At 57.3% G+C, this 13,142-nt stretch carries 12 protein-coding genes; 6 read left to right on the forward strand and 6 right to left on the reverse strand.

Features of this window, described 5'->3' with window-relative positions:
- Nucleotides 1–47 precede the first annotated feature (47 nt).
- Complete coding sequence (locus HDG33_RS29125; protein ID WP_184037401.1) at nucleotides 48–740, forward strand: Crp/Fnr family transcriptional regulator; 693 nt, start codon at nucleotides 48–50, stop codon at nucleotides 738–740.
- 120 nt (nucleotides 741–860) lie between these two features.
- Nucleotides 861–1,724: an IclR family transcriptional regulator gene (locus tag HDG33_RS29130; protein ID WP_184037404.1), complete on the forward strand. Its 864-nt coding sequence runs from the start codon at nucleotides 861–863 to the stop codon at nucleotides 1,722–1,724.
- Nucleotides 1,725–1,826: 102 nt separating this feature from the next.
- Here the strand turns inward: HDG33_RS29130 and HDG33_RS29135 are convergent, their stop codons facing one another.
- Nucleotides 1,827–2,747, reverse strand: a complete 921-nt coding sequence (locus tag HDG33_RS29135; protein ID WP_184037408.1) for a LysR family transcriptional regulator — start codon at nucleotides 2,745–2,747, stop codon at nucleotides 1,827–1,829.
- A gap of 105 nt (nucleotides 2,748–2,852) precedes the next feature.
- Here HDG33_RS29135 and HDG33_RS29140 point away from each other — a divergent pair, with 105 nt between their 5' ends.
- The 4 genes from HDG33_RS29140 to HDG33_RS29155 are packed head-to-tail and all read left to right on the forward strand — an operon-like array spanning nucleotide 2,853 to nucleotide 5,682.
- Nucleotides 2,853–3,482 carry an NADPH-dependent F420 reductase gene (locus tag HDG33_RS29140; RefSeq protein ID WP_184037412.1) on the forward strand — a complete coding sequence of 210 codons (630 nt, stop codon included), beginning with the start codon at nucleotides 2,853–2,855 and terminating at the stop codon, nucleotides 3,480–3,482.
- Nucleotides 3,483–3,499: 17 nt separating this feature from the next.
- A complete protein-coding gene (locus HDG33_RS29145; protein ID WP_184037415.1) occupies nucleotides 3,500–4,168 on the forward strand; it encodes an alpha/beta hydrolase in 669 nt (222 codons plus the stop codon).
- Nucleotides 4,169–4,188: 20 nt separating this feature from the next.
- Nucleotides 4,189–4,593, forward strand: coding sequence for a DoxX family protein (locus HDG33_RS29150; RefSeq protein ID WP_184037418.1), 405 nt, complete (start codon nucleotides 4,189–4,191; stop codon nucleotides 4,591–4,593).
- 33 nt (nucleotides 4,594–4,626) lie between these two features.
- Entirely contained in the window at nucleotides 4,627–5,682 is a 1,056-nt protein-coding gene (locus tag HDG33_RS29155) for an LLM class flavin-dependent oxidoreductase (RefSeq protein ID WP_184037421.1), read from the forward strand.
- Between the two features lie 440 nt (nucleotides 5,683–6,122).
- Here HDG33_RS29155 and HDG33_RS29160 read toward each other — a convergent pair whose 3' ends face one another.
- The 5 genes from HDG33_RS29160 to HDG33_RS29180 form a co-directional block, all read right to left on the reverse strand.
- Nucleotides 6,123–6,506, reverse strand: coding sequence for a hypothetical protein (locus tag HDG33_RS29160; RefSeq protein ID WP_184037424.1), 384 nt, complete (start codon nucleotides 6,504–6,506; stop codon nucleotides 6,123–6,125).
- A 150-nt stretch (nucleotides 6,507–6,656) separates the two neighbouring features.
- Nucleotides 6,657–6,809 carry a methyl-accepting chemotaxis protein gene (locus HDG33_RS38435; protein ID WP_184037524.1) on the reverse strand — a complete coding sequence of 51 codons (153 nt, stop codon included), beginning with the start codon at nucleotides 6,807–6,809 and terminating at the stop codon, nucleotides 6,657–6,659.
- A 46-nt stretch (nucleotides 6,810–6,855) separates the two neighbouring features.
- The gene (locus HDG33_RS29170) at nucleotides 6,856–8,397 is read right to left on the reverse strand and encodes an efflux transporter outer membrane subunit (protein WP_184037427.1); all 1,542 of its coding nucleotides are present in this window, start codon (nucleotides 8,395–8,397) and stop codon (nucleotides 6,856–6,858) included.
- Nucleotides 8,398–8,437: 40 nt separating this feature from the next.
- Nucleotides 8,438–11,593 carry an efflux RND transporter permease subunit gene (locus HDG33_RS29175; RefSeq protein ID WP_184037430.1) on the reverse strand — a complete coding sequence of 1,052 codons (3,156 nt, stop codon included), beginning with the start codon at nucleotides 11,591–11,593 and terminating at the stop codon, nucleotides 8,438–8,440.
- Nucleotides 11,594–11,609: 16 nt separating this feature from the next.
- Nucleotides 11,610–12,839, reverse strand: a complete 1,230-nt coding sequence (locus tag HDG33_RS29180) for an efflux RND transporter periplasmic adaptor subunit (protein WP_184037432.1) — start codon at nucleotides 12,837–12,839, stop codon at nucleotides 11,610–11,612.
- Nucleotides 12,840–13,142 lie beyond the last annotated feature (303 nt).

Here is a 13,142-nt window from a genome sequence, read left to right on the forward strand (position 1 = left end):
GGCAGCAGCGGGGAAGAATAAAAACGTTCCGAATCACGGATACAATGATGAAAGAAAAAACAATCAATCATCTACTAAGAGATCAGGCTCTGTTTTCAGCCTCTACTGACGAAGAGATAAAGTCCGCCGCCGGATTAATCCGCGTCAACAACTTCAGGCACGGGGAATATGTGGCGTTCGCCGGCGACATGAACTCCCCTGTGTTTATGTTGCTCGAAGGCGAATTGCATTCGTTTGTGTCGTCGGAAGACGGACGTGAAATTCCGATACGCACGTACATCGCCGGACCAACTTTCGGCGTGGAGACCATCATCCAGCGCACCTCTTTGCCATGGAGCGTCGCCGCCATCACCCCGAGTACGGTTGTCACGCTAAGCCGCGCGCAAGCGACTTCGCTGTTGGACTCACCTACCATTGCCCGGTCCGTCAACGAACTGATGTCGGCGGACCTATTGCAGATGGCGCAGCATTACACCGTCGGACGGCTGTCTCGCGCCAGCGCGAGAATTTCGGCCCTCATCGCGACTTCCATCCGCGAAAACAAGGCGGATGAGTGGCCGGCCGTGGAAATACCGGACCAGAAAACTGTGGCGGCACTGGCCAAAGTGAGTCGCGAGACCGTATCGCGGGTTTTGAAATCTCTCGAAAGCAAAGGCGTCATCGTCCGTATCGGACGGCGCCTTCGCATTCGCGATATCGCAATGTTGCAGCGGATAGCCGCGGGAGTGGAAGTGGCCTGAATGCGGCGTATTCGATAGGTGTGTCTGCTGCAGCGATACCATGTTTTTGGCGAGCGATTCGTGCAGCTCGACTAGTCGCAAAGCCGTGTGTGCCGGGCCCGGTTTCAGGCAAGATAATTTATGTCCAGTTCAACATCCAGGCAGGCATCTGCGGTGACCAGCACAATAGACACTACCGAGAGCCAGACCGGTCAGGCTGACTTGACCGGCTCGAGTGACGACACAGCGTCCTCATCCATCTCCGTCATTTCTCTTCGCATTCTGGAAGCGTTGGCGGAGCGCAATGAAGAATGCGGCATAACGAGCTTGGCGGAGGCTATCGGTGTCCCGAAGGTCCGTATTCACAGACACCTGACAGCCCTGCGGCAGCAGGGCTATGTAGCCCAGAATGCGCGCACGAGTCGCTACAGGATCGGATGGCGGCTGTTTCTGCTCGGCCAACGGGTCGTCAAGCAATTTGACGTCGTCACCCTTGCACGCCCCGTTATGGAGGAACTACGTGACAAGGTCGGGCAGACCATTGTGATCACGACGTTCACTGAGAACGACGTTGTCGTGCTTGATCTCGTACGTGGGCGTAGCCCGCTAGAGATACTGCTTAACCCTGGCACTCGCTTTCTGTTTCATTCGGTTGCACAGGGAAAGGTGGCGCTCGCGTTTGGCTCGCCGGCTAGACTGGAGAATTTTCTAAAGCAACCTCTAGTCGCCTGTACCCCTCACACGATCGTTGATCCCGCGCGACTGCGCTACGAGGTCGACCTCGTTCGAGAGCGCGGGTGGGCCGAAGCCCCCGAGGAAGTATTCGTAGGCGTCAATGCACTTGCGGCTCGACTCTTGTACGAGGACGGCTCGCTTTTCGGTGCGATTGCCATCGTAGGCTCCATTCACTATTTGCCCGCCCGTTCTGAGCCCGCGACTATCGATGCGCTCAAAGCAGCAGCTCGCCAGATTTCACAAATGCTTGGCGCAGGCGAATCCGGTTAGCCCGATCTGGCATACGACGCACGTTCGCGTGGGAGAAAGATCTGGTCATCGTGAGATGTTGCGGCCTGGCCAATGTACGGCCACGGCGCGATACTGAGCTTCTCAACTAGCCCCAAGACCTTCGACGGAGCGCCACGGTGCAATCTTGAACGCTTCCGCCAGGAAGTCGACCAGGCAGCGAACCTTCAGCGGCAATTGCTTCCGGCTTGGGTAGACGGCATAAATCCCCAACGCGCGCGATCGGTATTCTGGGAACACTCGAATCAGTTGCCCGCGCTCCAAGTCTCCTGCCACCATGAAGCTCGGCTGCAAAATTATGCCGCCATCACTCAGCGCAATTGCACGACAGGTATCGCCGTTGTTCGAATACACGCGTGCGCGCGTTCGGACTACAACTTCTCCTTCGGGGCCCTGGAAGCGCCACTCGTCTCTTTCAGTCAGCCCTGTATAAGCCAGGACGCGATGCTCGGTGAGGTCCCGCGGGTGGCTCGGCGTCCCATTGCGGGCGAGGTAGCCGGGCGAAGCGCAAGTGAGCATTTCCGTTGTCGCAAGCTTTCGGCTGACCAGGGAAGAGTCCGGCAGCGAACTGATGCGCACCGCCAAATCGTAGCCTTCGTCGACAAGATCGACGACCCGGTCGTTGAGCGTGATGTCGAGGTCGATTTGCGGGTAGGACGTCATGAACTGACCCCATATCGACGCAAGGTGCGACATCCCGAAACTCAGCGGCACGTTTACGCGAATCGATCCACTCGGCACTTGCGTTCTGGATCCGACCTCCGCCTCGGCATCATCTATCGCGGCCAAGATGTCGCGCGCTCGCTGATAGAACAGGCGCCCCTCCTCAGTGAGCGACAGGCGCCGCGTCGTTCGATGCAGCAAGCGCACCCCAATACGTTGCTCCAATGCATCCACGTACCGCGAGACGGCGGTTTTGGAGATCCGGAGTGTCTCCGCAGCCGCCACGAAGCTGCCGGCATCAACGACCGCTGTGAACGCGGTCATCTCCTGGCTCTTGTCCATTATTGTCCCGATATAAGGGTTTATAAATCCACAAAACCATAGTTTATCTTCATACTTGGCATCAATAGGATGGTCTCATTCCCACGAATCAATACGGAGTGGAGTATGAAGATCACGGTAATCGGGACGGGCAACATGGGCTCGGCCTTTGCGAAGCAACTTTCCCAAGCAGGTCATGCAGTACGCGTCACCGGCCGTGACGCCGCCAAGGCACAAGCCGTCGCCAACCAATACGCTGGTGTCGAAGCCACAACGCCGGCACAGGCCGTGGGCGACAGTGAAATCGTGATCCTTTCCACCGGCTACGGCGACGCAGTCGACGCATTGCGCTCGGTCGGCAACCTCACCGGCAAGACGGTCATCGATATCACGAATCCCCTTACTGCCGACTACATGGGCCTGACCATTGGCCATGAAACCTCGGCTGCGGAAGAGATCGCGCGCGCTGTCCCGGGTGCCGAAGTCGTGAAGGCGTTCAACACCCTCTTCGCCCAAGTTCTCGCCGATGGCCCTGCGTTCGCAAACGGCCAGCTCGGCAGCGTGTTCCTTGCCGGCGACAGCTCGGACGCCAAGGCTCAGGTGAAATCTCTGATTGAAAGCCTCGGCTTCCGACCGGTCGATGCGGGCGGTCTGAAAAACGCGCGTTACCTCGAGCCGCTGGCCGGCCTGAACATTTACTTCGGGTACGGCGCAGGGATGGGCACGTCCGTCGCACCGGCCTGGATCTCTAAATAAGCGGAAGTGGCGCACTCATGGACATCTTGCAACGTGACGAGGCTTCGGGTCTCTCGTTCCGCGTCGTCCCGGCGTCCGAGCAACCGCTCGGACGCCTCTTTCTCCTCCACGGAGTGGGCGGCAACGAAACGAACCTGATGCCACTTGCCGTCGATCTACCGAAGCAGCTCGAACTCGTGTTCGTGCGCAGTCAATTCACGCTCGCACACGGACAGTACGCCTGGTTTCAGGTCCACTTCGGCGCGAATGGCCCAGTCATCAACGCGGACCAGGCAAATGACAGCAGGATGCGCTTGCATCAGCTCGTGCAGTCGCTCAGCAAGCGCGACGGCGCAGCCCCGATGCCTGCGTTGATGGCCGGCTTCAGCCAGGGCGGCATTCTCAGCGCCAGCGTGGCTCTGTCGGCGCCTGAAGACGTTGCGCGCTTTGCGATTCTGAGTGGCCGCATTTTGCCGGAGCTTGAGCCACATCTCGCATCACGTGAGGCACTCAAGCAAACCGCCGGCTTCATCGCACACGGTGAGTATGACGACAAGCTGCGCGTTGCGTTCGCGAATCATGCTGATAGGAGGCTAACGGAACTCGGCGTGCAACACGAAACCCACATTTATCCCATCGGTCACTCGCTAAATGCCGACGTTGTACGGGATTTTTCAAGCTGGCTCAGCCGGCAAATCGAAATTTAACAACAGTAATTGGAGCTCTTATGAACGACCTTCGCACGGCACCCTACGCAGCCTTTGTCCTGCGTCTCGCTCTTGGCTTCATGTTTGTGGCACACGGACTGACCAAGCTCCTGGTCTTCACTCCGGCCGGAACGGCAAAGTTCTTCGAATCCGTCGGCTTTGCAGGCGCATTCGCGTGGCCGATCATCGTTTTTGAAATTTTCGCGGGCGTGCTGCTGCTTCTCGGCGTCTACGCTCGTGCCGTCGCTGCAGTGGGCGCTATTGAACTGCTCGTCGCTTCGACCGTGCACTTCGGGAACGGCTGGATGTTCACCAACGCGAACGGTGGGTGGGAATATCCTGTGTTTCTCGCAGTGACCGCGGCCGCCCTCGCGCTCGTTGGCGACGGTGCTTTCGCGCTGAAGCCGACTCTACGCAGCGCTTGATCGGCAGTTCAGACGAAGACCGTGGAAAATGATATGGAATTTGGCATCTACACGTTCGGCGACCTCGCGCACGGTGCGTCCGATGGGACGAGCGCGCGCGAACGCATCAACGACATAGTTGAAGCAGCGAAATTCGCCGATGAGGCCGGCATCGACGTCTTCGGAGTGGGCGAGCATCATCGCCGCGACTTCGCGATTTCATCACCTTCTGTCGTGCTCGCCGCGATTGCGGCGGTTACGCAGCGCATACGCCTTACAAGTGCGGTGAGCATCCTGAGTTCCGACGACCCCGTGCGGCTCTATCAGCAGTTCAGCACGCTCGACCTCCTGTCTGCGGGCCGCGCTGAACTGCTGGTGGGGCGTGGCGCATATATCGAATCCTTTCCACTTTTCGGGTACGCGCTCGCCGATTATGAAGCGCTGTTCGAGGAAAAGCTCGGGCTGCTTCAGGCAATCGACGAACGAGCGGTGGTGACCTGGCAGGGCCATCATCGGCCCGCTCTCGAATCCGCTGCAATAATGCCGCGGCCGCTGCACGGGCATCTGCCGATCTGGATCGCTGCGGGCGGCACACCGACCAGTGCGATTCGCGCCGGTCGCGCAGGCCTACCACTGAACCTCGCGAACATCGGCGGTATGCCGGAGCGCTTCGTGCCGTTCATCGAACTCTATCGCCAGCGCGGCATAGAGGCCGGTCACCCCCGTGATGCGTTACACGTTGCCATTTCCGGGCACTTTCACGTGCAACACGACGGACAGCGCGCGCGCGACGAGTTCTTTCCGCACTACCGCAGCTATATCGCAAACAACTTGCCTCGCGGACAGGCGGCGATGTCCAGGCAAGAATACGAAACGCTGGCCTCCCCACGCGGCGCGCTATTCGTGGGCAGTGTCCACGAAATCGTCGATAAAGTGCTGATGGAACACGAGTTGTTTGGACATCAACGTTATATGGCGCAGATGGACATCGGTGGGATGCCTTTCGAGAAAGTCCTCGGATCAATCGAGTTGCTTGCGACCGAAGTCGCGCCGGCCGTGCGAAAAGCACTTCGCCAACCAACTCGCATACCTGCATCCGCTGATCGTTGATTCGAAGATGGTTTAATTTCGCTTCGTCACAGCCACATTTGACGAACGCTGATCACAGTCGATTGCCCCAATCGCATCCCTGAAATCCCAATCAATGTGATCTGGGACGACCACTATCACAGTGATCCAGACAACCGGTGGCTTCGAAATACAATCTTTGATGCGTTTGGGCAGCAGGAAAACTCGAGCCCAATTGAGAAAACCTAATGGACGAACGAAAACACGCGCAGGCCACCAGGCGACGCTACACTGATTTCGACCGAATACGCGGCGCCGATAGGTCAGATCCGGCTCAGCAGGTCCCGCAGCACTCACGACTTCAAAAAGCCGCAACTGACAAGCAGCCGCTCAGGCTCTAGGAAGGCAACGTAGGATGAGTTGTCGGTGATCACGCCAGTCGCAGGATGCCTGATCTGGAAATCCACCCACCCTCCGCCTGCTCAAGCCGCCTTGAGCGCGTCGGCCATGTACTTCTTGGCGTCCAGGCCGGGCATGGATGCCATGCCTTGGCCAATCATTTCCAGTCGAGCAGCGAATGCGTGAAAAATGCCTTCCCGATCGCTGACGATCGCGTACAGGCCCCTGTCGACGAATTTACCCGATGGGTCGTTAAAATCATCAAGTGCTGCCCGCAATCCAGCGGAAGCGACGAGTTCAATTGCCGCTTGGACCAAGGCGTACGCTTCGTCTGCCGTCCCCTGCCGCAACCGGGTGTGCCTTGTCGCCTCCGCGAGAGCCGCCGTTTTCTCATCCAGTACCTGAGCCGCAGATGTCATCTGCTCCGCGAGCACCGCATTCTGTTGTGTCGCGCCATCGATCTGCAAGAGCGCCTCGGCCACATCACGCAGTGAGCTCTCCTGTTGTCTCGATGCCTCCGATATGACGTGAGCCCGGACCGACAGATTCTGGATACTCGTAAGAATTTCGCTCGTCCGTTGCACGCTCTCGATCGAACCCTCGACGCCCTTCGCGACCTAAGAACCTGACAGAGATCTCGCGTTCCGCACTTCGCTGGCGGACGCCGCACACCGGATCGCGAGAGACCGGATTTCGCTCGCGATAACAGAGAAGCCTCGCCCCGCCGCACCGGCACGGGCAGAGTCCACCGCCGCATTCAGGGCAAGCAGGAGCTATAAGGCCAATGCCAACACGAATCCCGTCGGCAGCGGAGAATCACATGGTTCCATTGGAAAATGGCGCTCCAAGGGAAACTCCGGCCTTCAAATCGGGGGAGGTCACACGCGCATAGCTCGCAGTAGCATCCAGCGCTATTGGCTCATCACCCGAGTGCTCCAACCAGCCCCCGCCGAGAGCTCGGTACAGGTCAACGATACTTGTCCATCGCGCGAGTCGAGTCACTACCAACTGTTGCTCGGACGAGTAAAGATCGTTTTGAGCCGTCAGCACCGATAGATAACTGTCGGCGCCGTTACGATATCGTGCGTACGCCAGGTCAAAGCGCCGCTGCTGTGCGTCCTGATTGCTTCGAAGGGCGGCGATCTCATTGTCGTAAGTCCCGCGTGCAGCAAGGCCGTCCGCGACCTCACGGAATGCTGACTGTATGGTTTTCTCATAGTTTGCAATCTGTATCTGTTTTTGAACGTTGGCTCGATTCAGGTTCGCGGTATTCGCACCTCCCTCGAAAATCGGCAAGGCCACTTGAGGAGCGAAGCTCCAAGCCGCTGATCCGGCCTTGAAGAGGTCCCCCAATGTTGGACTCGCTGTACCGAAAGCACCGGTGAGAGAAATCCTGGGAAAGAACGCGGCCCGCGCTGCTCCAATGTTCGCGTTAGCTGCAATCAGCTGCTCTTCGGCCTCCATGATGTCGGGGCGACGTGAAAGCAAATCCGACGGCAACCCCGCAGGGACATCTGCTAGCAGATCCTGGGCGTCGAGCGACAACCCGAGCGGCAGATCGTCCGGCAACGGTTCACCAATTAGGAGCACGAGCGCGTTCTCAGCTTGGGCCCGAGCACGGGCTTGTGCTTCGAGATTTGCCCGTGCATGGTCTACTACACTCCGCGCCTCCCTCAGGTCAAGTTCAGAGCCAACCCCGGTGTCGAACTGAAGCTTCGTTAAGCGGTAGGATTCCTGCGCTGTCGATAGCGTATTTTTCGTCACATTCAGGAGATCATCGTACGCAAGCAACGTTAGGTACTCGTCGGCGACCTGCGCCACAAGTGCAATCTGGACTGATTTTCTCGCCTGTGCTGTTGCGAGATATTGCGCCAGAGCTGCTCCGCTCAGACTCCGAATGCGTCCCCAGAGATCGATCTCCCAAGACGTATTTAGCCCAACGGTATAATCCCTGGAAACAGTTCGTCCAGAAACTGCCAAATCCTTGGGCGTCCGTTGTACGTTCGCCCCAGCCGAGGCGTCAATTGCCGGAAGTGAAGCAGCCCGGGTTATGCGGTACCGCTCGCGATCGGCGTCCACGTTGAATACGGCCACGCGCAAATCGCGATTATTTCTGAGAGCGATTTCGACAAGTTTTTGCAATCTCGGGTCGGCGAAGAATTCACGCCATCCAATATCGGCCGCAGCGCGATCCTTCGCACTTCGGTCTGCACCGCCGTGACTCGACTGCGTTGCATACACTCCGCCCGTGGGATATAGGTTCGAGATTGGCGCGGCAGGGCGTTGGTACGCAGGAATCATTGTGCAGCCTGCCGCCATAAGCGTTCCCGCTGCGATGGTTAGGACAAGGGGTCTCATTGAGGTTCTCGTTGATTTCGTCGTCACGATGGGTATGCGTTTACTGCTCATGCTCCTCTACGATGTGCATGGCCTCATCGATACCACCGCCCTGGCGAGCGAACATCGTTCGCACCTTCACGTAGAACATCGGAATCAGGAAAATCGCTAGGAACGTCGCCGTCAGCATCCCGCCGATCACTCCTGTCCCGATTGCATGCTGACTAGCGGACCCTGCGCCATTACTGACGGCAAGCGGAAAGACTCCGAAGATGAACGCGAGGGATGTCATGATGATGGGGCGCAGCCGCAGGCGCGCCGCCTCAAGCGCCGCATCAATCGGAGCCATCCCTTGCTTATCCTGCAGTTCACGCGCGAACTCAACAATGAGGATCGCATTTTTTGCTGACAGCCCGACGGTAGTCAAAAGACCGACCTGGAAGAAAACGTCATTCTCAAGACCTCGGAATGTCGTGGCCAGCAGCGCGCCGATGACGCCAACCGGCACGACCATAATTACAGAGAACGGAATCGACCAGCTCTCGTATAACGCCGCGAGACAAAGGAACACAACGAGAATCGACGTGCCGTAGATGATCGGAGCCTTCGAGCCAGACTGAACTTCCTGGAACGACAACCCAGTCCACGAATAACCGATGCCCGCAGGCAATTTTTTCGCGAGCGCCTCCATTTCCGCCGTAGCCTGTCCAGTGCTCTTTCCTGGCGCAGCCTGGCCCAAAATCTCCACAGACGACACGCCGTTGTAACGTTCGAGCTTCGGAGAACCGTACGCCCACCGGCTGTCAGCAAAGGTGCTGAACGGCACCATTGTCCCGGCGTCGTTGCGCACATACCATCGACTCAGGTCTTCGGGTGTCCTCCTGAATGGCGCGTCAGCCTGCACATAGACACGCTTGATCCGACCGTCGGCGTCGAGGAAGTTGTTCACATATTGAGATGCCCATGCGATAGACAAGGATTGATCAATCGCGGACGGCGACACACCAAGGGCTTGCGCTTTCTCCCTATCGATATCGACCTCGTATGTGGACGTGTCGTTTAGGCCGTTAGGACGTACTAGTGACAGTACCGGATCCTCGGAAGCCATCCGCAGCAGTTGATTTCGGGCATCCATCAGAGCCTCATGTCCAACGCCAGCGTTGTCCGTCAACTCAAAGTCAAAGCCTGATGCCGTACCCAATTCACGAATCGCAGGCGGGTTAAAGGGAATGACTTTGGCATCCTTGTACTTTGCGTAGTGTGCAGCCACACGCCGAATCAACATGTGAACGCTTTGATCTGTGTGCTGGCGCTGTTCGAAGTCCTTCAGTTTTACAAACGCAAGACCCGCGTTCTGAGCTCGGCCGGCAAAGCTGAACCCATTCATCGTAAACACCGATTTTACGACGTCCTTCTCGCTCGTCAGCAAGTAGTCGTTGATGTCTGAAAGCGTGCGTCCGGTTATTTCCTTCGTCGAACCGGGTGGGGTCTGCACAATGACGAACATGTACCCCTGGTCCTCGTCTGGAAGGAAGGACTTCGGCAACTGTATGAAAAGTGCTGCAACGCCAGCGATAACGGCGAGGTAAATCAGCATCCACCGCCCCGATCGTCGGATGACGTGATGCACACCGCCCTGGTATTTGACGCGACCCAGATCGAACATCCGGTTAAACCGGCCGAAGAATCCCCCCCTTTCGGCCTTATGACCGCGCGGAATCGGTTTTAAGATCGTCGCACAGAGCGCCGGTGTCAAAATCAGTGCAACGAGCACCGACAAGACCATTGCCGAGACGATAGTCACAGAAAACTCTCTATAAATCGCGCCGACAGATCCACCAGAGAGCGCGACCGGAACAAATACTGCCGACAGCACCAGCGCGACACCAATCAGCGCGCCTGTAATCTGTCCCATCGCCTTGCGAGTTGCCTCTCGCGGTGAAAGCCCCTCCTCCATCATCACGCGTTCTACGTTCTCAACGACCACGATCGCATCGTCGACGAGCAGGCCAATCGCGAGCACAAGTCCAAACATCGACAGCACGTTGATCGAAAAACCGAGCACGTTCGCGACGCCAAGCGTGCCAAGCAAAACAACTGGTACGGCAATTGTCGGGATCAACGTTGCACGGAGGTTCTGCAGAAACAGGTACATCACCAGGAAGACAAGCACTATCCCTTCGATTAGTGTCTTAACAACTTCCGCGATAGATTTATGCACGAACGGTGAGCTGTCGTACGGATAATGGACCGCGAGCCCGTGCGGGAATGATGCCGACAGTTCCTTCACCTTCGCTTGAATTGCGCTAACCGTCTGCAGGGCATTAGCGCCCGGCGCAAGCTGGATTCCGAAGCCGGCAGCAGGTTGCCCCTTAAACTTTGTATCGAAACTATACGTCTCGGCGCCCAGCTCGATTCTAGCCACGTCCTTTAGACGTACCTGGGAGCCGTCCTGATTAACCCGCAACAGGATATTCCCGAATTGCTCCGGTGTTCGGAGAAGAGTGGCTGCGGTAATGGTGGCCTGCATTACAGTGTTCGTTACCGCTGGCGTACCACCAATCTGCCCGGCAGCAACCTGCACGTTTTGATTCGATATCGCATGCGTGACATCTAGTGGCGTAAGCGAATAGTTAGTCAGCTTGGACGGATCGAGCCAGATCCGCATCGCATACTGTGAGCCCAGCAAACGTGTCTGTCCCACACCGTTGATACGGCTAATGGGATCAAGAACATGCGATGCGACATAATCCGTCAAATCGACGTAAGACATGCTCCCATCATCGGATGTAAAAGCGATCCACAGCAGATAGCTGCTAGTCGATTTTGTGACCTGCAAGCCCAGCTGCTGCACGGCTTGGGGTAGCAGCGGTGTTGCAAGGGATAACTTGTTCTGCACCTGGACCTGTGCAGTGTCCGGGTTTGTGCCCGGCGCGAACGTAATCGTAATCGTTGAGCCGCCCGAGTCATCGCTGTTGGACGACATGTACAGCAGATGATCGAGACCGATCATTTGCTGCTCGACGACCTGAGTCACCGTACTTTCGACGGTTTTTGCGGAAGCACCGGGATAGTTTGCCGTGATCTGGATCGCAGGCGGTGCGATTTGTGGATACTGGGCGACTGGAAGCGCGATAATGGACGCTGCGCCTGCAAACATTAGGATAATCGCAATCACCCACGCGAAAATCGGGCGATCGATAAAGAACTTGGACAATTGACGCTACTCCTACTCAAACGCCAGAGGCTGCAGATTGTGAGACGGGTGCACCCGGTGAAGGGCTGCGCCGGGAGACAGGTTCAACGGAAGATCCCATTGCTGTCGCCGCATTTGTCGCCGGAACGGCCTTCACCGTCATGCCGGGACGCACTTTTCCTGCGCCTTGTACGATCACTCGATCTCCCGGCTGCAAGCCACTGTCGACGACCCAGTCACTACCGTAAGTGCCGACGGTGACAATAGAGCGCGCAACCACCTTGTTATCGCCGCCCACTACGAGTGCGTTCGCCTGCCCCTTCTGGTCGTGCGTGACGCCAACCTGTGGTACAAGAAACGCATGTTCGTCGATTCCCTTCTCTATACGCGCCTGGACGAACATGCCAGGCAGCAGGACGCGATCGGGATTCGGAAACACCGCCCGCAACGTGACGGAACCCGTAGATTGATCTACGGTCACGTCAGAGAATTGCAAAGTCCCCTTGTGCGAATACTCCCGTCCGTCTTCAAGAATCAATGTGACTCTGGCCGCATTTGGACCGGTCGTCGTTAGACGCCCCTCCTGAATCTCGCGACGAAGTTTGAGTCCGTCGAGGCTGGCTTGTGCGACATCGACATATACGCGATCCATCTCCTGAATCGTATCCATCAAAGTCGCCTGACTCGCCTGAACATATGCGCCTGGGGTAACCTGCGATACACCTGTGCGACCTGTCACAGGTGCAATTACGTCGGTGTAGCGAAGATTGATTTGGGCCGTCTCCACTTCCGCCTTTCCTGCAGCGACATCAGCGGCCGCTGACCTCTCCGCGGAGACGGCGTTCTCGTAATCCTGCTCGCTAATCGCACTCGCCGCGACCAGCACCTTATCCCGCTTTGCCAAGGCGCTCGCGGTGATAAGACTTGCTTCGGCCTTGGCAAGAGCGGCCTTTGCGGCATCGACCTTGGCGATGTACGGAGCGGGGTCGATCTTGTAAAGGCGTTGACCTGCCCTTACCTCACTTCCCTCAACAAAGTCACGGCTAAGTACAATCCCGTCTGCTCGCGCACGCACCTGTGCGACCAGATACGCGCTTGTGCGTCCCGGTAGCTCAGTGAAGATGGGTACTGCTTGCGGATTCACGGTCACAAAGCCGATTTCAGGTATTTGAGGGCTTTGAACGGATTCCTTCTTTCCGCACGCTGCTAATCCAATAGCAGAAGCCGCAATCGCGATTATTAAGTGAAAAGTTCGTGTAGTACGCATATGCTACATCTCGTCAGAACCGTCGTATCCTGGTTGGCGTCGCCGCATAAGAACGGCTAAAGGCGCTCAAATCAAACTTGTCATGGAGGCAAAGCTGGTAATGGTGATAACGGACAGACACATCGCGCGATGCGTGTCTCAGTAACGCTTCTAGAAGCAGCAAATGAAAACGCGCTTTCGTTGCCGCGATCGCCGTCAGCAACGGAATCGGCGTCCGTTCGCGTTGCAAGCCGCCATTGTGATCCGTGAGTCTTTTCGTGACCGCTGGGAGCGCTAGTGACGCGTAGAGAAGATTCCGAAATA

The sequence above is a fragment of the Paraburkholderia sp. Cpub6 genome (assembly GCF_014201065.1).
Taxonomy (GTDB): Bacteria; Pseudomonadota; Gammaproteobacteria; order Burkholderiales; family Burkholderiaceae; genus Paraburkholderia; species Paraburkholderia tuberum.